Origin of the sequence: Streptomyces sp. NPDC101166 (genome assembly GCF_044768125.1) — a bacterium.
Lineage (GTDB): Bacteria > Actinomycetota > Actinomycetes > Streptomycetales > Streptomycetaceae > Streptomyces.
Window position 1 is genome coordinate 71,393 of record NZ_JBIWPF010000009.1, and the last position, 20,537, is coordinate 91,929.

The window sequence follows — 20,537 nt, forward strand, 5'->3', positions numbered from 1 at the left end:
GCTGCGCCCTCGTCAGGCGCGGGCTCAGTAGCCGCCGTTGTACGGGTACTGGCCGTTCTGGTTCTGGGGGTTCTGGGTGTTCTGGGGGGCGCCGTAGGTCTGCTGCTGAGGCTGCCAGTCCTGCTGGGGGTACTGCTGCCGGCCGCCGTAGTAGTCGTCCTGCTGGTCGCCCTGCCGGCCGTACGGCTCGTGCTGGTCGATGCGACGGAGCTGGGTGGTCGCGTCGTCCATGACGGGGGCCGGGGCCTGCTGCGGGGCGGGGGCCGGCTGCTGGGCCGCCGCGCGCTTCTTCTTGGCCCGCTCCCGGAGGAGCTCGATGATGATCGGGACGACGGAGACGAGCACGATGAGGACGAGGATCGCCTCGACGTTGGTCTTGATGACCTCGATCTGGCCGAGCCAGTACCCGGCGAGGGTGACGCCCGTGCCCCAGGCGACGCCGCCGATGATGTTGTAGGCGAGGAAGGTGCGGTACTTCATGCTGCCGGCGCCGGCCACGATGGGCGCGAAGGTGCGCACGATCGGGACGAAGCGGGCGAGGACGATCGCCTTCGGGCCGTACTTCTCCATGAACTCGTGGGCCTTCTCCAGGTTCTCCTGTTTGAAGAGCTTGGAGTTGGGGCGGTTGAAGAGCTTGGGCCCGAGGAACTTGCCGATCATGTAGCCCACTTGGTCGCCGACGACGGCGGCGAGCACGATGAGCGTGCAGACCAGCCACAGGGGCTGGGTGATGTACTGGCCCTCGGCCACGAAGAGGCCCGCCGTGAACAGCAGGGAGTCACCGGGGAGGAAGGCGAACAGGCCGGACTCGGCGAAGACGATCAGCAGGATGCCGGGCAGGCTGAAGGTCTCGATCAGATAGTCCGGGCTGAGCCACTCGGGGCCTAGCGCAAGCGTGGTCACGGGGATGTGGCTCCTGCTGTGGGGTACGGGCTGGCGGGTACGGGCCGGGCTGGCTGCCCAAACGTACAACGCAACCGGCCCCGCCCAGGTTCCAAGGCGTTCCCAGGATGCACTGTGCCTCCGCTTGGGCAAACCTGTGGACATGGGCATCGAGGACTACGGCGGCGGCCAGGGGCCCCAGCCGGACGTACTGGTCGTCACCACCAACGACGTACCCGGGCACCGGGTCGAGCAGGTCATCGGCGAGGTCTTCGGGCTGACGGTGCGCTCGCGGCACCTGGGCAGCCAGATCGGCGCGGGCCTGAAGTCGATGATCGGCGGCGAGCTGAAGGGCCTCACCAAGACGCTCGTGGAGACCCGCAACCAGGCCATGGAGCGGCTCGTCGAGCAGGCACGCGTGCGTGGCGCCAACGCCGTGCTGGCGTTCCGCTTCGACGTGACGGAGGCCGCGGACGTGGGCACCGAGGTGTGCGCTTACGGGACGGCGGTGGTCGTGGCCCGGGAGTGACCCCGGGCCACACCGGTGTGCGGCGCCCCGAAAGGACCGTGCGGCTCCTCGGCAGGACCCCTTTACGCGCGTGTGTGCCGGGCCGCGTTGGCGTCGATCGCCTCCTTCAGGTGCTCGGCGAGCCCCGGGCGCATGGAGTCGTAGAACGCCTTGAAGCGCTCGTCCGCGACGTACATCTCGCCTAGGCCCCGGTGCATCTCGTACGGGCACTCGTAGAACCAGCCGCAGATGTGCTGCCGGTGCTCCTCGGCCAGGTCCATCGCCGCCTCCCCGGCCGGGGGCTCCCCGGCGGCCATCAGGGCGTCGTAGCGCTCGCCCCAGTCGGCCACCTCTGCCTGCATGCGCTTCCAGTCCTCCTTGGTGTAGCGGGCGGCCCGGCGCTGCGACTCGGCGTATGCCTCGGTGCCGCCCCAGCGCTGTTCGGCCTCTTCGGCGTACTGCTCGGGGTCCTTGTCGCCGAACACCTCGAACCTCTCCTCCGGCGTCAGATCGATGCCCATCGTGCGTGCCTCCATGGCGTGTTCGACGGCCGCCGCCATCTTCCGCAGTCTCTCGATCCGCGCGGTCAGCAGCTCGTGCTGGCGGCGCAGGTGCGCGCGTGGGTCCGCTGTCGGATCGTCGAGCAGGGCGGCGACCTCGTCGAGCGGGAAGCCGAGCTCGCGGTAGAACAGGATCTGCTGCAACCGGTCGAGGTCGGCGTCGCTGTAACGCCGGTGACCCGCGTGGCTGCGCCCGCTCGGGGCGAGCAGGCCGATGCCGTCGTAGTGGTGCAGCGTGCGCACCGTCACTCCGGCGAAGCCGGCCACCTGTCCCACGGAGTAGCTCACGTCGTCCGCTCCCTGTTCAGGGCCGCGGCAGGCGACGTTCGCCCTGCCGCGGCACTCGGTACGCGCTCCACGATGCGACCTCACGCGGCGTGAGGTGCAAGCCGGTTTCCCCGCCGCGTCGGCCCATCCGTACCCCCCCCGGCGGACCGACCGGCGGCCCGGCTCCGGATGTTGAGTCCGTTTTGTCCGCTTATGGTGAGCCCGTGGCTCAGGACACCGCGCGGCAGACACCGCCCCCCGCTCCGGCGACCCCGGCGCGCGCGCTGCTGCCGTTGATCCTGCCCGCCCTGGTCGTCGGCGTGGTGGCGAGTCTGCTGTTCGTCGGCGTGAGCGGGCTGGCCGAACGCTTCCAGGACGTCCTTTGGGGAGACCTGCCGGACGCGCTGGGCATCGGCCGTTACTCCGTGCTGTGGATGATGGTCATGCTCACCGCGACCGGGATCGCGGTCGGTCTGGTGGTGTGGAAGGCGCCGGGCCACGCCGGGCCGGACCCCGCGACCACGGGCCTGGACGCGCCCGTGCTGCCGCCCGTCGTGCTGCCCGGCCTGCTGGTGGCGACCGTGCTGATGCTGGCGGGCGGGCCGAGCCTCGGCCCCGAGAACCCGCTCATCGCCGTGAACGTCGGCCTCGCCTACTGGCTGGGCCGACGGCTGGTGCCCCGGATGCCGGGCGCGGTGTGGCCCCTGCTGGCCGAGGCGGCCACGATCGGCGCGCTGTTCGGCACGCCGGTGGCGGCGGCGCTGATGATCTCCGAGGCGATGGCGGGGAGACAGACCAAGGGCCCGCTGTGGGACAGCGTCTTCGCACCCCTGGTCGCCGCGGCGGCCGGTTCTTTCACGACCAGCCTGGTGGCCCGCCCGACCTTCGATCTCGACCTTCCTCCGATCGACCGCCCGGACGGCGGCGACCTGCTGTCGGCGGTGGTGGTCGCGTCGGCGGGCGCGCTGCTCGCGCTGTGCGCCGTGCGCGCCTTCCCCTACGTCCACGCCGCGTTCGCGCGACTGCGGCACCCGATGCTGGCGCTGCCCGTCGGCGGGGTCGTCCTGGGGCTCCTGGCGGCCGTGGGCGGCCATCTGACGCTCTTCAAGGGGCTGGAGGAGATCGGGGAGCTCGCGAGCGATCCCGAGGGCTGGACGGCCGGGCAGTTCGCCACGATGACGGTGGTGAAGCTGGCGGCGCTGCTCGTGGCCGCGTCCTGCGGCTTCCGGGGCGGCCGGATCTTCCCGGCCATCTTCGTCGGCACCGCGCTCGGTCTCACCGCCCACGCGCTCGTGCCCGGCGTGCATCCCGCGGTGGGGGTGTCCGCCGGCGTGCTGGGCGTGCTGCTCGCCATCACCCGGCAGGGCTGGGTGAGCCTCTTCGTCGCCGCCGTCCTGGTGGCCTCCCCCACCATCGTCACCCTGCTGTGCGTCGCCTCCCTCCCGGCCTGGCTGCTGGTCACGGGCCGTCCGCAGATGCAGCTGCGCGAAGACGGGACATCGGTCCGTTGAGCGCCGCCGCCTTCCCCACCTCGTCCGTTCCCTGCCCCGCCGTTCCGTCTCCCGCCGTTCCGTCTGCCGCCGTTCCGTCTGCCGCCGTTCCGTCTGCCGAGGAGTGACGTCCATGCCCCTGCACAAGGGTTCCCGCCCCGACGAGCGCCAGCTCTCCGTCAACCCGTTCTACGGTGTCGCGGACCCCGTCGGCGGGATGACCGAGTCGCCGCCCAAGCACCGGCTTCCGGACGCCCCGACGCCGCCCGCGACGGCGTACCAGCTGGTCCACGACGAGCTGATGCTGGACGGCAACTCCCGCCTGAACCTGGCCACCTTCGTCACCACCTGGATGGAGCCGGAGGCCGGGGTGCTGATGGCGGAGTGCCGGGACAAGAACATGATCGACAAGGACGAGTACCCGCGCACCGCCGAGCTGGAGCGGCGCTGTGTGGCGATGCTCGCCGACCTGTGGAACGCGCCCGACCCCTCGGGCGCCGTGGGCTGCTCGACGACCGGGTCGAGCGAGGCGTGCATGCTCGCCGGGATGGCCCTCAAACGGCGCTGGAACGCGCGCGGCCCGAAGCCCGGCGCCAAGCCGAACCTGATCATGGGCGTCAACGTCCAGGTGTGCTGGGACAAGTTCTGCACCTTCTGGGAGGTGGAGCCCCGTCAGGTCCCCATGGAGGGCGACCGCTTCCACCTCGACCCGCAGGCCGCCGCAGAGCTGTGCGACGAGAACACCATCGGGGTGGTCGGGGTCCTCGGCTCCACCTTCGACGGCTCCTACGAGCCGATCGCGGACCTGTGCGCCTCGCTCGACGCCCTCCAGGAGCGCACCGGCCTCGACGTGCCGGTGCACGTCGACGGGGCGTCCGGGGCGATGGTCGCGCCCTTCCTCGACGAGGACCTGGTGTGGGACTTCCGCCTCCCGCGCGTGGCGTCGATCAACACCTCGGGGCACAAGTACGGGCTGGTCTACCCCGGGGTCGGCTGGGCGCTGTGGCGCGACGCCGCCGCCCTGCCCGAGGAGCTCGTCTTCCGCGTCAACTACCTGGGCGGCGACATGCCCACCTTCGCGCTGAACTTCTCGCGCCCGGGGGCGCAGGTCGTCGCGCAGTACTACACCTTCCTGCGGCTCGGGCGGGAGGGCTTCCGGGCCGTGCAGCACTCCGCGCGCGAGGTGGCCCGGGGAATCGCCGACCGGGTGGCGGAGCTGGGCGACTTCCGGCTGCTGACCCGGGGCGACGAGCTGCCCGTCTTCGCCTTCACCACCGCCCCGGAGGTGGAGTCGTACGACGTCTTCGACGTGTCCCGGCGGCTGCGGGAGAGCGGCTGGCTGGTGCCCGCCTACACCTTCCCGCCGAACCGGGAGGACCTCTCCGTCCTGCGCGTCGTCTGCCGCAACGGCTTCTCGACCGACCTGGCCGACCTGTTCGTGGACGACCTGTCCCGGCTCCTGCCGGAACTGCGCCGCCAGCCTCACCCGCTGACCCGGGACAAGGCGGCGGCGACCGGGTTCCATCACTAAGGGCTGTCCCGTAGGGCATGTCCCGGCGGGGCGGTCGGTCAGCGGCTCATGCGGGTGAACCTGCGGACCGCCAGCGGGAAGAAGACGGCCAGCAGGGCCAGGGGCCACAGAAGGGCCGGCCAGATGTGGCCGGCCGCTCCGCCGGGGGCGCCGAGAAGGTCCCGCACCGCGGTCGCCGTGTGGGACATGGGATTCCACTCGACGAGGGCGGCCAGCCAGGCGGGCATGGACTCGGGGGCGGCGAAGGCGTTGGAGAGGAAGCCGACCGGCCAGACCAGGATCTGCACGGCCTGGACCATCTCCGGCCTTCCCGCCACCAGCGCCAGGTGGATGCCGATCCACAGCATCGCGAACCGGAACAGGAGCAGGAGTCCCACCGCGCCCAGGAAGGCCCCGAAGCCGCCGTGCGCGCGCCACCCGAGCGCGCAGGCGACGGCGAGCAGCACGGCCAGACCCACCGCCGACTGGAGCATGTCGGCGGCCGAACGGCCCACCAGGAGGGCGCCGTCGGCCATGGGCATCGAACGGAAGCGGTCGACGACGCCTTTGTTCACGTCCTGGGTGACGGCGAGCATCGTGCTCTCCAGGCCGAAGGCCATGGTGAGCGCGAGCATGCCGGGGAGCAGGTAGTCGAGGTAGTCGCCGTTCACCCCGCGGCCGCCGCCGACCAGGTAGCCGAACATCAGCAGCAGCATCACCGGGAAGACGAGCCCGACGACCACCCGGCCGGGCTGCCGTGCCCAGTGGGCGAGTTCGCGCCGGGTCATGGTCCAGGAATCGGTCAGCGCGTACGTGTTCACACGGCCTCCTTCACACGGTCGCCGGCAGGGGTGTCAGTACGGTCGCGGACTCCGGTCAGGTGCAGGAACACCTCGTCGAGCGTGGGGCGGCGCAGGGCCACGTCCTCCGCCTCGATGCCGGCCTCCTCCAGCGCGCGCACCACCCCGGACAGGGCCGCCATCCGGTCGGTGACAGGGGCGCTGAGCAGACGACGGTCGGTGTCGACCGAGACGGCGTCCTCGGCCACGGGCAGCAGAGCGAGCGCCGCGCCCAGCTGTCCCTCGTCGCGCAGGACGACGTCGATCCGGTCGCCGCCCGTCAGCGACTTCAGCTCGTCCGCGGTGCCGCCGGCGATGACGTCCCCGCGGTCGAGGACGCTGATGCGGTCCGCGAGCCGGTCCGCCTCCTCCAGGTACTGGGTGGTCAGGACGACGGTGGTGCCGCCGCCGACCAGGGAGCGGACGGCGGACCACACCTCGGCGCGCCCGCGCGGATCGAGTCCGGTCGTCGGCTCGTCCAGGAAGAGCACCTCCGGGTCCCTGATCAGCGAGGCCGCCAGGTCCAGCCGGCGCCGCATGCCGCCGCTGTAGGCGCGCACCGGCTTACGGCCGGTGTCGGCGAGCTCGAAGCGCTCCAGGAGTTCGCCGGCGCGCACGCGCGCGTGGCGGGCGCCCAGGTGGTGCAGCCGGCCGAACATCTCCAGGTTCTGGCGGCCGCCCAGCTCCTCGTCCAGCGCCGCGTGCTGGCCCAGCAGCCCGATGCGCAGCCGGACCTCCCGGGCCTGCCGGACCACGTCGTGGCCGGCCACCTCGACCCGGCCTGCGTCGGGCCGCAGCAGCGTGGACAAGATCCTGACCAGCGTGGTCTTGCCCGCGCCGTTCGGGCCGAGCACCCCGTGGACCGTACCGCGGGCTACCGTGAGGCCGAGCCCGTCCAGCGCCTGGGTGTCTCCGTACCTCTTGCGCACGTCCTCGACGATGATCGCCGCGTCGGCCATGCCGCTCCCCCAATCGTCGCCTTGCCGGTCGGCAAGCTAGTCAAACTTGACTAGAACTCCAACGTAATACCCGGACTTCGAGTCGTCAAACTTGATTAGCTGGCGTCCTCCGGATGCCGCTCCCCGGTGGCGTACGGGTTCTCCTGCCCGTCGGCGAGAACTCCGACGAAGGGCTCGCCCTCGCCGGCGAAGGTGTACGCCCCGCCCTGGATGCGGGCGATCAGTCCGCGGGTCCAGTCGGCCTCGGCGTCGGCCGTGTGGATCCAGAGGTTCATGATCTCGCCGATGTGCCCGAGCTGCGCCGGACCCTGCTCGGGCACGTAGTGCTCGGTCACGGCGGACCGCCACTCCTCGATGCGCCGGATCCGCTCCTGGAGCAGACCGACGGCCTCGGCGCGAGGAAGATCGACGATGAAGCCGATGGCCGCCGACTTGACGTCCATCTTCTGGTCGTAGGCGGTCAGCGCCTCGCGGACCAGACGGAGGTACTCCTCGACGCCGCGGTCGGTGATCTCGTACTCGGTACGGGGCGGGCCGCCGGCGGTGGATGGCGCGACCTCGTGCTCGTGCAGCAGGCCTTGCTTCGCCATCTGCTTGAGGGCGTGGTAGATCGACCCCGGCTTGGCGGTGGACCACTCGTGCGCGCCCCAGTACTCCAGGTCGTTGCGCACCTGGTAGCCGTGGGCCCGCCCGTGCTGGCGGACGGCGCCGAGCACGAGGAGACGGATCGCTGACATGCCGTCCAGGGTAGGCGGCGCCGGGCACACCCCCGACGCCGCACCCGGGGTCAGAAGGGGAAACGGCTGCGGCCGTGCTGGACCGAGATCCACTTCGTGGTGGTGAAGGCCTCCACGGTCGTCTCGCCGTTGAGGCGGCCGACGCCGGAGCTCTTCTCGCCGCCGAAGGGGACGATCGGCTCGTCGGCGACCGTGGCGTCGTTGACGTGGAACATGCCGGTGACGATCTGCTTGGCGAAGGCGACGCCGCGTTCGATGTCGCCGGTGTGGACGGCGCCGCTCAGGCCGTACGGCGTGTCGTTGGCGATGCGCAGCGCCTCGTCCTCGCCGTCGAAGGTGTTGATGAAGGCGACCGGCCCGAACACCTCCTGCTGGAGCAGTGCGGAGTCCAGGGGCAGACCGGACAGGACGGACGGCTCGACGAGGTTCTCGGCGGTCGTGCCGTGCAGCAGGGCGGTAGCCCCTTCGGCGAGGGCTTGCTCGACCGCGCCGGAAACCGCCTCCGCCTGCTGGGAGTTGATCACCGGGCCGATCAGGGTCTGCGGGTCGCGCGGGTCGCCGGCCTTGAGGGTGCGCACCTTGGCGACGAACTTCTCGGTGAACTCGTCGGCGATCGAACGGTCGACCAGGATGCGGTTGGCGGCCATGCAGACCTGACCCTGGTGGACGTAACGGCTGAAGACGGCGGCGTCGACCGCGTAGTCGACGTCGGCGTCGTCGAGGACGACGAAGGCGCTGTTGCCGCCGAGTTCGATGATGGACCGCTTGAAGTGTGAGGCGGCGACCGTGGCGACATGGCGGCCGACCTTGTCGGAGCCCGTGAAGGAGATGACCCGAGGGACCGGGTGCTCCAGGAAGGCGTCGCCGATCTCGGCGATGTCGGTGACGACCACGTTCAGCAGGCCGGGCGGCAGGCCCGCGTCCTCGAACAGCTTGGCGATCACGGTGCCGCCGGCGATCGGGGTGTTCTGGTGCGGCTTGAGCACCACCGCGTTGCCGAGGGCCAGCGCGGGGGCGACGGACTTCAGCGACAGCAGGAACGGCACGTTGAAGGGGCTGATCACACCGACGACGCCGACCGGTTCGCGGTAGACGCGGTTCTCCTTGCCGTCGACCGGGGAGGGGACGATCCGGCCCTCGGGGCGCAGCGCCAGGTGGATCGACTCGCGCAGGAACTCCTTGGCGAGGTGCAGTTCGAAGGCGGCCTTGCCGAACGTGCCGCCGGCCTCGTCGACGAGGAGTTCGCTGATCTCCGCCTCGCGCTCCTCGACCAGCCGCAGCACCTTCTCGAAGACCGCGCGGCGGGCGTAGGCGTTGGTGGCGGCCCACTCCTTCTGCGCGCGGGCGGCGGCCCGGTAGGCCTGATCCACCTCGTCGACGGTGGCTATGGTGATCGAGGCGAGCTTCTCGCCGTCATAGGGGTTGAAGTCGATGATGTCCCAGGAGCCTGTGCCCGGACGCCACTCCCCGTCGATGTACTGCTGGGCCAGGTCGGTCAGATAGGACGACATGTGATCCCTCAATCCCCTGATGTGATCGGTTCCGCTCGACTGCGTTCGGTAATCACGATCTGATCACACGTCATGGTACGTGTGGTGCAAGGGAGTTGGGAGGGATGACTCAGGACAGCTGCAACAGGCCGCGCAGCAGGTCCCGGCTCTCGTCCGGCCCCGGTCCGTCCTGCTGGAGCTCCTTCAGCGCCTGCTCGTACTGGGCGACGTCCTCGCGCTTGTCCAGGTAGAGGGCGCTGGTGAGCTGCTCCAGGTAGACCACGTCCGACAGGTCGGACTCAGGGAAGCTCAGGATCGTGAACGCCCCGCTCTCCCCCGCGTGGCCGCCGAAGCTGAACGGCATGATCTGCAGCCGTACGTTGGGGCGTTCGGAGATCTCGATCAGGTGCTGTAGCTGTCCGCGCATCACCTCGCGGTCGCCGTACGGCCGGCGCAGGGCCGCCTCGTCGAGGACGATGTGGACGTCAGGGGCGTTCTCGGCCACGAGGTACTTCTGCCGCTCCAGCCGCAGGGCCACGCGCCGGTCGACGTCGGCCGCGCTCGCGCCCTTCATGCCGCGCCGCACCACCGCGTGCGCGTACGCCTCCGTCTGCAGCAGCCCGTGCACGAACTGCACCTCGTACGCCCGGATCAGCGCCGCCGCGCCCTCCAGACCGACGTACGTCGGGAACCAGTTGGGCAGCACGTCGGAGTAACTGTGCCACCAGCCCGCCACGTTGGCCTCGCGGGCGAGTCCGACCAGCGCCTGGCGCTCCGCCTCGTCCGTGATCCCGTAGAGCGTCAACAGGTCTTCCACGTCCCGCGTCTTGAAGCTCACCCGGCCCAGCTCCATACGGCTGATCTTCGACTCCGAGGCGCGGATGGAGTACCCGGCCGCCTCGCGTGTGATGCCGCGCGTCTCACGCAGTCGCCGTAGTTGCGAACCGAGCAGCATGCGCCGCACCACCGATCCGGGCTCTCCCGCGCTCACTTTCGCCAGCCTCCCCAGCCGTTCCCAGGGCCCGCAGTCTGCCACTAAAACACTTCGAGCAGTACTCGTCCGGTTACAGAGATGAAAGAAACCAAGGATACGCATGGGGCGGCGCGAGGGAAGAGTGAGGAGAAAGCGAGGGAAGTCCCTACGAACAGCGAGAGTATGGCGGAAAAAATGGCCAAGAAGCGGTACGGGCAGGTCCAATTCGGTCAGGTGCACGTGCATCTGCCCTTGCATCTGCCCTACGCATCCGAAACCATGGTCCCGCGCCACCGCTGCATCGCAACGACCGCGAATCCCGGGAGTGCCTCGCATGGGGACGAATGGATCGACCATGCTCGAGCCGTTACGGCAGGGCCTTCCGCCGCTTGATCCCGCGGCCGTGTCCGACGCGGCTTCCTGCGCACTGCCCGCCCGCTTCGAAGCCGTGCGCGAGGCAAGGCAGTTCACCCGCAGGACCCTGGGCCAGTGGGACATCGGCGACTGTTTCGACGACGTCTGCCTCGTGGTCTCGGAGCTGGTGACCAACGCGCTGCGACACGGACTGTCACCCGAGGACTCCCCGCGCGTGCCCGCCCCCCGCGAGCCCGAGCAGAGCCCGCCCGTACGGCTGCACCTGATGCGCTGGACGGGGCGGCTGGTGTGCGCCGTGCGCGACCCCAGCCGCGAGAGCCCCCTGCCGGGCGAGGCCGAGGACTTCTCCGCGGAGTCGGGTCGCGGCCTGCTCCTCGTCGACTCCTTCACCGACGGCTGGGGCTGGCACCCGCTCTCCGGGAAACTGGGCGGCAAGGTCGTGTGGGCGCTGTTCCGGCTGCGCGCTTCCGCCGAGTGACGGACCGCGGCGCTTTTCGGCGTCGCGGTTCTACGCGCGTTGCCGGGCACCCGGTGAACCGGGTGAAGCGCTGCCGCCGCGACCGTCGCCGCCCGTTCGGCGTCGCGGGCGGTGTCAGCCCGCGATCAGGTGGTCGAACTCGCCGTCCTTGATGCCGAGCAGCATGGCCTCGATCTCGGCGCGCGTGTAGACGAGCGCGGGGCCGTCCGGGAAGCGCGAGTTGCGCACGGCCACATCGCCGCCCGGCAGCCGCGCGAACTCCACGCAGGAACCCTGCGAGTTGCTGTGCCGGCTCTTCTGCCAGGCAACCCCGTACAACTGTGTCGCGGTCATGCCGTTGTGCACGTCGTACCCCCCGTCAACGTCGTGGTCCACAGGTCGCTCCCTGGTGCTGCACTGGCTCGTGTGTGGCTGTGGCGCTGTGTGGCGTGTGTGGTTCTGTGGCTGATGTGGCGTTTGATGCCGTAGTCAACTGTCTCGGATCATAACCTTGTTCACGTGCCGATGCATGAGCAGATGCACGTGCACGAGCGGTGCTTGGGCGGTTACAGTGCCGGCGCCGCCGACGCTCTGGCGACCGATCAGGCGGGCGTCCGGGCGAAGTAGTTCGGATCGAACCACTCGTGCAGAAGAAGAGACGCAGCGGGTCGCCTTCCTGTTCCGTCGCCATGCCGCCGATTCGGACGACGGGCGGCCGTGCGGGGTCGCCGCCGCGAGCCGGGCCCCCTCCCGCCTGGGCGGACGCCCCCCGTCCGCTCGACACGGCGGGAGCGGCGCCGACGCGCTCCGGGAGGTTCCGTTCCGCCGACACGACCGCCCTCGTCCCGGCACGAGCAGGCCGGGGCGGGACGCCGACGGCACCGGGATGCGAAAAGCGCCCACCCCGGTGCAGGAGGGGGAGATCCTCCACCGGGGTGAGCGCGACCCCCGCTCCACGGCGGGCGCGGAGCCGGGGGCCGACCGCAGATGCGACCGGGATCACGGTCCGGGACGGCGGGACGCACGTCGTACCTTCCGTCCGTACGAACGGCGCCGACGACGTACGACGTCGGCGCGGCCGCTGCTACGACGGTGGCCGAACGCTCGCGGTTCACCGGGGCGGACCGGCGGGCGGCCGGGCCGCGGCGCCGACGGCGCCGTCAGCGGCTGCCGTACGGGAGCAGAGCCATCTCGCGGGCGTTCTTGATCGCTCGGGACAGCCGGCGTTGCTGCTGGGCGGTGACCCGGGTGACACGGCGGCCGCGGATCTTGCCCCGGTCGGAGAGGAACGTCCGCAGCAGATCGGTGTCCTTGTAGTCGATGTACTCGATGCCGGCCCGCTCCAGCGGGTTGGGGCGGTCCTTGGCGGGCCTGCGGTCCGGCTTGCGGCCGGTCCTGGTGTCGGGCTTGCGCGGCATGGCGGGTTCAGACCTCCAGGAAGGCGTCGAAGGCGGGCGGCAGCCGCTTCCAGGCGTCACGGCCCGCGGCGTACTCGGCGTCGGTGAGCAGGCAGGACTCCAGCAGGTGCGCGAGCCCGTCCCGGTCGAGGCCGGGGGAGGTGAAGACGAGGTGCTGGCAGCGGTCCCCGTGATCGGCCTGCCAGTCCAGCGCGGCGGCGGCACGGCGGACCGGCGGGACCATGTCCCAGGCGGCGTCGGGCAGGGAGGCCAGCCAGGGCCCGGCCGACTCCACGCACAGCGCGCCCCCGGCGGCGTCCCAGTGCAGCAGGACGTCGGGCTTGTCCGCCAGCCAGAACCGGCCCCGGCTGCGGGCCGCGGCGCAGGTCAGGTCCTCCAGGGCGGCGTACAGCCGCTCCGGGTGGAACGGGCGGCGGCGGTGCCAGACGAGGGTGCCGACGCCGTGGGCGTCGGCCTCGGCGGGCAGCAGCGCGCAGGCCGGGTGCTGGGCGGCGGCGGCCGCCTCGACGTCGAAGCCTGCGAGAACGGCGGCGACGAGCAGGCTGCCGGGGCCGCGAGCCGCTCCGGCATTCGATGCGGGTGCGTCCGCACGTGCACGGGCAGAAGGCGCACCCGCCCGGTCACCGGGACAGCCGCCGGAGACGGGGACCCGGCGAGCCGTCGGGTGCAGCTGGGCCAGGAGTTCGGCGTCCTGGTCGTCGGCCTCCGGGGAGTCGACGACGGCCAGGACGGGGGCGTACTCCAGCTGCCGCGCGAAGGTGTCGGCGACGGTCCGCCGGTCGGTGGCGGCGGCCGCGAGGCCGTGCTCGGCGAGATCGTCGCCGTTGCCCAGGAAGGGCAGGAGCAGCGCCGGGTCGACGGCGGTGACGACGCCGGTGACGGTCAGCCCGCCGGCGACGACCACCTCGGTCATCGCCTTGGGCTCGACCGAGTCCCACAGCTCGACGACGGCGAGCCGGGTCGTGCCGTCGTCGGCGAGGCGGCGCAGTTCCGGCACGAGGTCCTCGCGCAGGGCGCAGCAGGCGCAGTCGTCGACGAGCGGGGTCTCGCCGACGTCGAGGAGGCCGTCGGCGTCGCGGACGGTGCGCACCACCGTCCCGGCCGCGGCGGTCGAGAGGTCGTGGTGGAGGGCGACGCTGCCGGGGACGTCGGCAAGCAGCCGCGCTACGGTCTCGCGGCGGGCCTCGGCGTGCAGCCCGCCGACGATCACCACCGACAGGCTCACGCCCCGCCCCGCTTCCCGTACCTGCGCTCGAAGCGCTCGACGCGGCCGGCCTGGTCCAGGACTCGGGCCGTGCCGGTGTAGAAGGGGTGGCTGACGTTCGAGATCTCGACGTCCACGACGGGGTACGTGCCGCCGTCCTCCCACTCGATCGTCCTGCCGCCGCCGGCGGCGGCCAGCGTCGAACGGGTGAGGAAGGCGTGGCCCGCGGCCCGGTCGCGGAAGACGACGGGGCCGTAGGCGGGGTGGATTGCCTTGCGCATGGCGGAGGTTCAGCGCTCCTCTCGGAAGTCGACGTGACGGCCGACGGCGGGGTCGTACTTGCGCAGGGTCATGCGGTCCGGGTCGTTGCGGCGGTTCTTTCGGGTGACATAGGTGAAGCCGGTGCCCGCCGTGGAGCGGAGCTTGACCACCGGGCGCAGTTCGTTGCGTGTCATGCTGATACCTTACTGAAAATGAATCCCATTTGCATCACCGTTTCGAGGAGAGGTACGTCACCGTGTCCGCGCACTGCATGCTGACCGGGGCCCGGCCGGGCTTCGGCAACCGCGTCTCGCACTCCCATCGGCGCACCTCGCGCCGCTTCGACCCGAACGTCCAGTCCAAGCGCTACTGGCTGCCGGGCGAGGGCCGCTTCGTACGGCTGCGGCTGAGCGCCAAGGGCATCCGCACCGTCGACACGATCGGCGTCGAGGCGGCGGTGGCCCGGATCAGGGCGCGGGGGGTGCGGGTCTGATGGCGAAGAAGAGCAAGATCGCGAAGAACGAGGAGCGCCGGAAGGTCGTCGCGCGGTACGCCGCGCGGCGGGCCGAGCTGAAGGAGGTCGTCCGCCGGCCGTCCTCGACGGAGGCGGAGCGGCTGGCCGCCCAGCGGGAACTGAGCCGCCAGCCCCGGGACGCCAGCGCGACCCGAATCCGCAACCGGGACCAGACCGACGGCCGCCCGCGCGGCTACTTCCGCGCCTTCGGCCTGTCCCGCGTGAGCCTGCGCGAACACGCCCACGCGGGGCACCTGCCGGGGGTACACAAGGCCTCTTGGTAGGCGGTCACAGGCGTGGGCGGGACTGGCCGGGGGTGTCCGGCTGGGGGGGGGTGTCCGGCTGGGGACGTCGGCGGATGGTCGACAGCGGGCGTTCCCGACGGGGACCGCCGGCGGGGCCCTCCGTCGGGCGGTCTTGCCGGGCGGCCCCGTCCGGCGGCGATCGGCGCAGCCCCGCCCGGGCGGTGGTCGACAAACTGCCGCCGCCAGGCGCTGGTCGGCGGGTAGCCCCGCCGGACGGTAGTCGGCGGGCAGCCCCCAGCGAGCGGCCGTCGACCGGCGGCTCCCAGCGAGCGGCCACCGGGGGGGCGGCCCCGCCGGGTGGTCATCGACGGGAGGCCCCGCCGGGCAGTGGTCGACAAGCGGCGGTCGCCGGGCGGTGGTCGGCAGGAGGCCCCGCCGGACGGCCGTCGGCGGTAGCCCCGCGGGGTAGTCGGCAAGCGGCTGGCGCCGGGCGGTGGTCAGCGGGTAGCCCTCAGCGAGCGGCCATCGGCAGGCGGCCCCCGCCGGACAGCCGTCGGTCGGCGGCACCGCCGGGCGGTGGCTGGCAAGCGGCCGTCGGCCGGCAGCCCCCGACGAGCGGCCATCGGCGGGCAGCCCCGCCGGGCGGTAGTCGCCAAGCGGCCGCCGCCGGGCGGCCTCAAGCGGGTGGTGGTCGGTGGCGGGGTTGTCGGGGCTGGTAGCCCCCGGTGGGCGGCCCCGTCGAGCGGCGGTCGGCGGGCGGGGTCGGCAAGCGGCCGTCGCTGGGCAGCCTCAAGCGGGTGGTGGTCGGTGGCGGGGTTGTCGGGGCTGGTAGCTTGCTGCGGTCCTTGCGGCCGACCGGGTCGGCAGGCTGACGCTTGGGAGTTCCTGTGACTTCGGCGATCCATTCGGGCTCCACGCCCGCTCCGTGCACCGCTGCCGCGCGTCCCGCGCGCGGGACGGCCCGTCGGCCGGTGCGCGCGGCCGCCGCGCTGGCGGCCCTGGCCGGCGCGTTCGTGCTGACCGCGTGCGGCGGAGGAGGCGGCACGGACGCCGGCCCCTCGCCCACACCGACCCCGACGACCACGGCGGCGACGGGAGGCGGAGCCGGAGGATCGAGCCCCGCCCCCGCCGCCGGCCCGCTGGAGGGCAGCTGGCTCGCCACCGCGGGCGGTCAGGCCGTCGCCCTCGTCATCACCGGCGACAAGGCGGCGCTCTTCGCGTCCGGTGGAACCATGTGCACCGGGACCGCCCGCGAGGAATCGAACATGCGCATGATCCGCCTCAAGTGCCCGGGCGGGAAGAGCGACCGCACGACCGGCATGGTCGACTCCGTCGGCAAGAGCTCCCTCAAGGTCACCTGGGAGGGCCGAACCGGCGGGGAGACCTACACCAAGGCGGAAGACGGCCGGCTGCCCTCCGGACTGCCGACGGCAGGCCTCGGAACGTAGGGGGCCGGGGAAGCGGAGGGCGGGGTTCATGCGTGATGATCCTTCGAGCACCGTCACGTCATCCGAAGGAACCCCAGACATGCGCGCCGTTCCGATCACCGTCACCGCCCTCGCGACCGCCCTGCTCCTCACCGCCTGCGGCGGCGGGGACGACAGTTCCTCGGACGACGCGAAGAGCAAGGCCCCGACGAGTTCCGCCGGGGCCCCGGCCGGCTCCGCCTGCGACCTGGCCGCGCAGGTCGGCCCGGTCAACGCCGCCCCGGCCGCCGGCGACAGCGGCAACGTCACCGTCACCCTCACCAACAAGGGCTCCGACTGCACCCTGGACGGCTTCCCCACCGTCGAGCTGGAGGCCGACGGCACCAAGGCCGCCGTCCCCGCGGACGCGGCCGCCGCGCCCCAGAAGCTGACGCTGCCCGCGCAGGGCACCACCTCCTTCACCATCACCTACGTCCGGGGCGAGGACGGCGGCGACAAGAGCCTCGCCGCCAAGACGGCGAAGTACGGCCTGCCCGGCGCCTCGGCTACGGAGAGCTTCGAGTGGTCCTACGGCGCGGTGGCCCTCAAGGACGGCAAGACGCCGGACGCCTCGGTCAGCGGCTTCCAGCAGGCCGGGGACTGAGACAGGCGCACTTCAGGGCAGGTGCGGACGCGCGTGCACGCGCGCGTGGTCCGCTGCCTGCGCGCCCTGCGTCCAGCCCGCCTCGTCGGTGACGCCGCGCAGACGGGTGGTGGTGGTCTCCGGGAACATCCGGTCCGCCGCCGCCGTCACGGCGACCTCCCGGGACGCCAGGACGGGCAGCAGGTCGTCGGTCACCTGCGTCTCGGCGGCGGCCGTCAGACGGGTGCCTATGCGGTGGGCGTAGGCGGCGAGGAAGGACTGCCGGAAGGTCTTCGTGCGCTTGCGGCCCGACGCGCGCTGCGCCGCCTCCGCCTTCGCCATCGCGCTCTGCGCCTGCACCAGGAGCGAGGTGTAGAGCAGTTCCACGGCGTCCAGATCGGCCTCGAAGCCGACGACCGTGGAGAAGCAGAACGGTTCGTTCCACACCGCCCGGCAGTGGTTCGCGTCGGCCACCGCGTCCAGCAGCACCGCCTTGGCCTGCTCGTACGGCGGTTCGACGCCGATACGGCAGGCTCCGGGCGCGTCCGGCGCCGGCGCCCGGGCGTCGAGCAGCGCCTCGTCGACGCTGTGCCGGGCCATCAGCTCCTGCGCCTTCGCGGTGAGCGCCTCCGCCTCCTCCGGGTAGCCCGTCGCCTCCGCCTTGGCGAGCAGCGCGCGAATGCGGGTGAGCATGCGGGAGTGGGCGTCGGAACGGGGCTGCCGCTGCGGCGCCTGCTCGTCCAGGGGTTCGAGGGTCGGCAGGCGCAGCAGCAGACGGTAGAGCTCCAGGACCGCGGTGGCGTGCGAGAAGCGGTCCGCACGGGGCGGGGCCCCGCCCTCGATCTCCTCCAGCTGGGCCGCCCAGCGCCGCCCGCGGGGGCGGTCGTCGCCGGCCTGCGCGCGGATCAGCGCCGACACCAGGCGTACGTGCACGCCGTCCAGGTCCCGCCCGACGATCCGTACGACGTCCGCCGGCTGCCAGCCCCGCCGCCAGGCCGCCGCCACGAACTCCTCGCCACGCCGGGTGAGTTCGGCGTCCGCCTCGGGGTCGGCGGCGAGGAGGGAGGCGCCGGCGTCCAGGGCGGAATCGCCTGCTTCGTAGAGGGCGGCCCGGAAGGCTCGGTCGACGGTGGTGGGCGTACTGCTCATCCGGTGATGGTGCCACGCGTGCGGGACGCCGATGCCGAGCCCCTCCCACCGTCAACGCAAGGTTGACAGTGGGTGGGTGTCAACCTAAGGTTGACACATGACTTCGCCACAGGACCCCACGTCGTCCATCCGTCTCGACGACCTCATCGGCGCCATCAAGAAAGTCCACCCCGAGCCCCTCGACCAGCTCCAGGACGCCGTCATCGCGGCCGAGCACCTCGGTGACGTCGCCGACCATCTGATCGGCCACTTCGTGGACCAGGCCCGCCGCTCCGGGGCCTCCTGGACGGACATCGGCAAGAGCATGGGGGTGACCCGGCAGGCGGCGCAGAAGAGGTTCGTGCCGAAGGAGTCGGCCGACCTCGACCCCAGCCAGGGCTTCAGCCGCTACACCCCCCGCGCGCGGAGCGTCGTCATGGCGGCGCACAACGAGGCCAAGGCGGCCCGCAACGCCGAAGGGCTGCCCGCCCACCTGGTCCTCGGTCTGTTCGCCGAGCCCGAGGGGCTCGCGGCGAAGGCGCTGAACGAGCAGGGCGTCTCCGCGGACACCGCGCGCGAGGCGGCGACCGCCGCGCTGCCGCCGGCCGTGGACGAGGCGCCGGAACTGGTGCCCTACGGCTCGGACGCCAAGAAGGTCCTGGAGCTCACCTTCCGCGAGGCCCTCCGCCTCGGCCACAACTACATCGGCACCGAGCACATCCTGCTGGCCCTCTTGGAGTTCGAGAACGGCGAGGGCGTCCTCAGCGGCCTGGGCGTCGAGAAGACCGCCACCGAGCGGTACATCGCCCAGGCGCTGGAGAAGATCGCGGCGTTCCCGAAGGACGGCGACTGAGCGCCCGAGGGACACCGGCCGGGACCCACGGCTGCCGTCGGGCGAAGATCGGGGGCCGTTGTCAGAGGCGCCTGTCACACTCGCGGCATGACCGACCGGTGGGCTCTCGCTCCGGCCGGGGACGGCGGCGCCGAGCTCGCCCTCCTCGGCCCGGACGGGCTGCCCGCCGGTCCGGTGCTGCGGGAGCCGGACCTGGTGGCGGCCGTACGGGGGCGGCCCGAGGTGGGGCGATGGGTGTGGCGGTCCACGGCCGAGGTGTATCCGCGTCTGCTCGCCGCGGGGGTGCGAGCAGAGCGGTGCTACGACGTCGAGGACGCCGAGACGCTCCTCCTCGGCCACGAGGGGCGGTCGGGCGAGCCCCGTTCGGCCGCCGCCGCGCTGGCCCGGCTGCGCGGCGGACCCGTCCCGCCGGATCCGCCACAACGCTCCGCCGAACCCGGGGCGCAGTCCCCGCTGTTCGAACCGGAAGGCTCATCGCTCCCCCTCGCCGACCTCCTCGCCGTGTACGCCGAGCAGCAACGGCGACACGACCGGGCGGAGCACCCCGAGCGGATGCGGCTGCTGACGGCGGCCGAGTCGGCGGGGATGCTGGTCGCCGCCGAGATGAACCGGTCGGGGCTGCCGTGGAGCGCCGACGTGCACCGCGCGGTGCTGCACGACCTGCTCGGCGAGCGGTACGCGGGCGGGGGCGAGCCCCGGCGGCTCGCCGAGCTGGCCGACGAGGTGTCCGCCGCGTTCGGCCGGCGGGTGCGGCCCGACCTGCCCGCCGACGTCGTCAAGGCCTTCGCGCGGGCCGGCATCCGGGTGACCTCCACACGGCGCTGGGAGATCGAGTCCATCGACCATCCGGCCGTGAAGCCGCTGATCGAGTACAAGAAGCTCTACCGCATCTGGGTCGCCCACGGCTGGTCCTGGCTGCACGACTGGGTCCGCGACGGCCGGTTCCGGCCCGAGTTCCTCGCGGGCGGGACCGTCACCGGGCGCTGGGTGACCAACGGCGGGGGCGCGCTGCAGATCCCGAAGGTCATACGGCGGGCCGTCGTCGCCGACCCGGGCTGGCGGCTCGTCGTCGCGGACGCCGACCAGATGGAACCGCGCGTGCTCGCCGCGATCTCCCGCGACCCCGGGCTGATGGAGGTGGCGGCCCGGGAGAGCGACCTGTACCAGTCGGTCTCCGACCGCGCCTTCTCCGGCGACCGGGCGCAGGCCAAGCTGGCGGTGCTCGGCGCGGTCTACGGCCAGACCTCCGGCGACGGCCTGAAGAACCTCGCCGCGCTCCGCCGCCGCTTCCCGCGCGCGGTGGCCTACGTCGACGACGCGGCGCGGGCCGGCGAGGAAGGCCGGCTCGTGCGCACCTGGCTGGGGCGGACCTGCCCCCCGGCGGCCGGAGCGGGCGACGACGCCGCGGAGGAGGCCGGCATCCCGGTCGGCGGCGACGACGAGTCCGACGGCCGGCAGCGGACGCCGGGGCAGACCTCCTCGGGCGCTCGCGCGCGTGGCCGCTTCGCCCGCAACTTCGTCGTCCAGGGAAGCGCCGCCGACTGGGCCCTGCTGCTGCTCGCCGCACTCCGGCGCGCCTGCGCGGACATGGCGGCCGAGCTGGTCTTCTTCCAGCACGACGAGGTGATCGTGCACTGTCCCGAGGAGGAAGCGGAGGCGGTCGTCGCCGCGATCCGCGAGGCGGCCGACCTGGCCGGGCGGCTGACGTTCGGCGAGACGCCGGTGCGGTTCCCGTTCACCGCGGCCGTGGTGGAGTGCTATGCCGACGCGAAGTGAGCGCGAGCGGTTCCGCAGCGCCCCGGACGGAGGCCGCCGGGT

Annotated in this window: 23 protein-coding genes; 10 read left to right on the top strand and 13 right to left on the bottom strand. The window is 72.4% G+C overall.

Annotated elements, in window-relative coordinates:
• Positions 1-24 precede the first annotated feature (24 nt).
• The gene (locus tag ACIRS4_RS17705) at positions 25-903 is read right to left on the bottom strand and encodes a DedA family protein (RefSeq protein ID WP_404196304.1); all 879 of its coding nucleotides are present in this window, start codon (positions 901-903) and stop codon (positions 25-27) included.
• A 142-nt stretch (positions 904-1,045) separates the two neighbouring features.
• On the opposite strand from ACIRS4_RS17705, the gene ACIRS4_RS17710 reads away from it, so the two are divergent.
• On the top strand, positions 1,046-1,411 hold the full coding sequence (locus ACIRS4_RS17710) for a YbjQ family protein (protein WP_130438436.1): 366 nt from the start codon (positions 1,046-1,048) through the stop codon (positions 1,409-1,411).
• Between the two features lie 62 nt (positions 1,412-1,473).
• Here ACIRS4_RS17710 and ACIRS4_RS17715 read toward each other — a convergent pair whose 3' ends face one another.
• Positions 1,474-2,238, bottom strand: a complete 765-nt coding sequence (locus ACIRS4_RS17715) for a MerR family transcriptional regulator (RefSeq protein ID WP_404196308.1) — start codon at positions 2,236-2,238, stop codon at positions 1,474-1,476.
• 203 nt (positions 2,239-2,441) lie between these two features.
• Here ACIRS4_RS17715 and ACIRS4_RS17720 point away from each other — a divergent pair, with 203 nt between their 5' ends.
• On the top strand, positions 2,442-3,728 hold the full coding sequence (locus ACIRS4_RS17720; RefSeq protein ID WP_404196311.1) for an ion channel protein: 1,287 nt from the start codon (positions 2,442-2,444) through the stop codon (positions 3,726-3,728).
• Positions 3,729-3,840: 112 nt separating this feature from the next.
• On the top strand, positions 3,841-5,238 hold the full coding sequence (locus tag ACIRS4_RS17725) for a glutamate decarboxylase (RefSeq protein WP_404196313.1): 1,398 nt from the start codon (positions 3,841-3,843) through the stop codon (positions 5,236-5,238).
• Between the two features lie 38 nt (positions 5,239-5,276).
• Here ACIRS4_RS17725 and ACIRS4_RS17730 read toward each other — a convergent pair whose 3' ends face one another.
• From ACIRS4_RS17730 to ACIRS4_RS17750, 5 genes are all read right to left on the bottom strand, one after another.
• The gene (locus tag ACIRS4_RS17730; protein ID WP_404196315.1) at positions 5,277-6,038 is read right to left on the bottom strand and encodes an ABC transporter permease; all 762 of its coding nucleotides are present in this window, start codon (positions 6,036-6,038) and stop codon (positions 5,277-5,279) included.
• Positions 6,035-7,015, bottom strand: coding sequence for an ATP-binding cassette domain-containing protein (locus ACIRS4_RS17735; RefSeq protein ID WP_404196317.1), 981 nt, complete (start codon positions 7,013-7,015; stop codon positions 6,035-6,037). The genes ACIRS4_RS17730 and ACIRS4_RS17735 overlap by 4 nt, the downstream gene beginning before the upstream one ends.
• Before the next feature lie 95 nt (positions 7,016-7,110).
• Complete coding sequence (locus tag ACIRS4_RS17740) at positions 7,111-7,752, bottom strand: PadR family transcriptional regulator (protein ID WP_404196320.1); 642 nt, start codon at positions 7,750-7,752, stop codon at positions 7,111-7,113.
• A 50-nt stretch (positions 7,753-7,802) separates the two neighbouring features.
• The gene (locus ACIRS4_RS17745; RefSeq protein ID WP_404196323.1) at positions 7,803-9,263 is read right to left on the bottom strand and encodes an aldehyde dehydrogenase family protein; all 1,461 of its coding nucleotides are present in this window, start codon (positions 9,261-9,263) and stop codon (positions 7,803-7,805) included.
• A 109-nt stretch (positions 9,264-9,372) separates the two neighbouring features.
• Positions 9,373-10,197 carry a helix-turn-helix transcriptional regulator gene (locus ACIRS4_RS17750; protein ID WP_351090669.1) on the bottom strand — a complete coding sequence of 275 codons (825 nt, stop codon included), beginning with the start codon at positions 10,195-10,197 and terminating at the stop codon, positions 9,373-9,375.
• Between the two features lie 373 nt (positions 10,198-10,570).
• On the opposite strand from ACIRS4_RS17750, the gene ACIRS4_RS17755 reads away from it, so the two are divergent.
• The gene (locus tag ACIRS4_RS17755; protein WP_404196326.1) at positions 10,571-11,068 is read left to right on the top strand and encodes an ATP-binding protein; all 498 of its coding nucleotides are present in this window, start codon (positions 10,571-10,573) and stop codon (positions 11,066-11,068) included.
• 114 nt (positions 11,069-11,182) lie between these two features.
• Here ACIRS4_RS17755 and ACIRS4_RS17760 read toward each other — a convergent pair whose 3' ends face one another.
• The 5 genes from ACIRS4_RS17760 to rpmG all read right to left on the bottom strand — a co-directional run bounded on the left by ACIRS4_RS17760 (position 11,183) and on the right by rpmG (position 14,124).
• Positions 11,183-11,443, bottom strand: coding sequence for a DUF397 domain-containing protein (locus tag ACIRS4_RS17760; RefSeq protein ID WP_207228730.1), 261 nt, complete (start codon positions 11,441-11,443; stop codon positions 11,183-11,185).
• Between the two features lie 764 nt (positions 11,444-12,207).
• A complete protein-coding gene (gene rpsR, locus ACIRS4_RS17765) occupies positions 12,208-12,465 on the bottom strand; it encodes a 30S ribosomal protein S18 (RefSeq protein ID WP_404196329.1) in 258 nt (85 codons plus the stop codon).
• A 7-nt stretch (positions 12,466-12,472) separates the two neighbouring features.
• Positions 12,473-13,690, bottom strand: coding sequence for a CobW family GTP-binding protein (locus ACIRS4_RS17770; protein WP_404196332.1), 1,218 nt, complete (start codon positions 13,688-13,690; stop codon positions 12,473-12,475).
• A complete protein-coding gene (locus tag ACIRS4_RS17775; protein WP_404196334.1) occupies positions 13,687-13,950 on the bottom strand; it encodes a type B 50S ribosomal protein L31 in 264 nt (87 codons plus the stop codon). Before ACIRS4_RS17775 ends, ACIRS4_RS17770 begins: the two co-directional genes overlap by 4 nt.
• A gap of 9 nt (positions 13,951-13,959) precedes the next feature.
• Positions 13,960-14,124 (bottom strand): 50S ribosomal protein L33, encoded by a 165-nt coding sequence (gene rpmG / locus ACIRS4_RS17780; RefSeq protein ID WP_404196337.1) that lies wholly within the window; start codon positions 14,122-14,124, stop codon positions 13,960-13,962.
• Between the two features lie 62 nt (positions 14,125-14,186).
• Here rpmG and rpmB point away from each other — a divergent pair, with 62 nt between their 5' ends.
• From rpmB to ACIRS4_RS17800, 4 genes are all read left to right on the top strand, one after another.
• Positions 14,187-14,423, top strand: a complete 237-nt coding sequence (gene rpmB, locus ACIRS4_RS17785) for a 50S ribosomal protein L28 (protein ID WP_404196818.1) — start codon at positions 14,187-14,189, stop codon at positions 14,421-14,423.
• Positions 14,423-14,728, top strand: coding sequence for a 30S ribosomal protein S14 (gene rpsN / locus ACIRS4_RS17790; protein WP_404196339.1), 306 nt, complete (start codon positions 14,423-14,425; stop codon positions 14,726-14,728). The genes rpmB and rpsN overlap by 1 nt, the downstream gene beginning before the upstream one ends.
• Before the next feature lie 848 nt (positions 14,729-15,576).
• A complete protein-coding gene (locus ACIRS4_RS17795; RefSeq protein WP_404196342.1) occupies positions 15,577-16,137 on the top strand; it encodes a hypothetical protein in 561 nt (186 codons plus the stop codon).
• A 79-nt stretch (positions 16,138-16,216) separates the two neighbouring features.
• Entirely contained in the window at positions 16,217-16,759 is a 543-nt protein-coding gene (locus tag ACIRS4_RS17800; protein ID WP_351339451.1) for a DUF4232 domain-containing protein, read from the top strand.
• Positions 16,760-16,771: 12 nt separating this feature from the next.
• Here ACIRS4_RS17800 and ACIRS4_RS17805 read toward each other — a convergent pair whose 3' ends face one another.
• Entirely contained in the window at positions 16,772-17,887 is a 1,116-nt protein-coding gene (locus tag ACIRS4_RS17805; RefSeq protein WP_404196345.1) for a DUF2786 domain-containing protein, read from the bottom strand.
• A 97-nt stretch (positions 17,888-17,984) separates the two neighbouring features.
• Here ACIRS4_RS17805 and ACIRS4_RS17810 point away from each other — a divergent pair, with 97 nt between their 5' ends.
• Together ACIRS4_RS17810 and ACIRS4_RS17815 are read left to right on the top strand one after the other, a co-directional pair.
• Positions 17,985-18,719: a Clp protease N-terminal domain-containing protein gene (locus tag ACIRS4_RS17810; protein ID WP_404196347.1), complete on the top strand. Its 735-nt coding sequence runs from the start codon at positions 17,985-17,987 to the stop codon at positions 18,717-18,719.
• A gap of 87 nt (positions 18,720-18,806) precedes the next feature.
• A complete protein-coding gene (locus tag ACIRS4_RS17815) occupies positions 18,807-20,495 on the top strand; it encodes a bifunctional 3'-5' exonuclease/DNA polymerase (RefSeq protein ID WP_404196350.1) in 1,689 nt (562 codons plus the stop codon).
• Positions 20,496-20,537 lie beyond the last annotated feature (42 nt).

Bases quoted from the DNA above. Each gene is read 5' to 3' on its own strand.
- ACIRS4_RS17710 (WP_130438436.1), top strand. From the start codon at position 1,046: ATGGGCATCGAGGACTACGGCGGCGGCCAGGGGCCCCAGCCGGACGTA.
- ACIRS4_RS17725 (WP_404196313.1), top strand. From the start codon at position 3,841: ATGCCCCTGCACAAGGGTTCCCGCCCCGACGAGCGCCAGCTCTCCGTC.
- ACIRS4_RS17735 (WP_404196317.1), bottom strand. From the start codon at position 7,015: ATGGCCGACGCGGCGATCATCGTCGAGGACGTGCGCAAGAGGTACGGA.
- ACIRS4_RS17740 (WP_404196320.1), bottom strand. From the start codon at position 7,752: ATGTCAGCGATCCGTCTCCTCGTGCTCGGCGCCGTCCGCCAGCACGGG.
- ACIRS4_RS17745 (WP_404196323.1), bottom strand. From the start codon at position 9,263: ATGTCGTCCTATCTGACCGACCTGGCCCAGCAGTACATCGACGGGGAG.
- ACIRS4_RS17750 (WP_351090669.1), bottom strand. From the start codon at position 10,197: ATGCTGCTCGGTTCGCAACTACGGCGACTGCGTGAGACGCGCGGCATC.
- ACIRS4_RS17755 (WP_404196326.1), top strand. From the start codon at position 10,571: ATGCTCGAGCCGTTACGGCAGGGCCTTCCGCCGCTTGATCCCGCGGCC.
- rpsR (WP_404196329.1), bottom strand. From the start codon at position 12,465: ATGCCGCGCAAGCCCGACACCAGGACCGGCCGCAAGCCGGACCGCAGG.
- ACIRS4_RS17775 (WP_404196334.1), bottom strand. From the start codon at position 13,950: ATGCGCAAGGCAATCCACCCCGCCTACGGCCCCGTCGTCTTCCGCGAC.
- rpmG (WP_404196337.1), bottom strand. From the start codon at position 14,124: ATGACACGCAACGAACTGCGCCCGGTGGTCAAGCTCCGCTCCACGGCG.
- rpsN (WP_404196339.1), top strand. From the start codon at position 14,423: ATGGCGAAGAAGAGCAAGATCGCGAAGAACGAGGAGCGCCGGAAGGTC.
- ACIRS4_RS17800 (WP_351339451.1), top strand. From the start codon at position 16,217: ATGCGCGCCGTTCCGATCACCGTCACCGCCCTCGCGACCGCCCTGCTC.
- ACIRS4_RS17805 (WP_404196345.1), bottom strand. From the start codon at position 17,887: ATGAGCAGTACGCCCACCACCGTCGACCGAGCCTTCCGGGCCGCCCTC.
- ACIRS4_RS17810 (WP_404196347.1), top strand. From the start codon at position 17,985: ATGACTTCGCCACAGGACCCCACGTCGTCCATCCGTCTCGACGACCTC.
- ACIRS4_RS17815 (WP_404196350.1), top strand. From the start codon at position 18,807: ATGACCGACCGGTGGGCTCTCGCTCCGGCCGGGGACGGCGGCGCCGAG.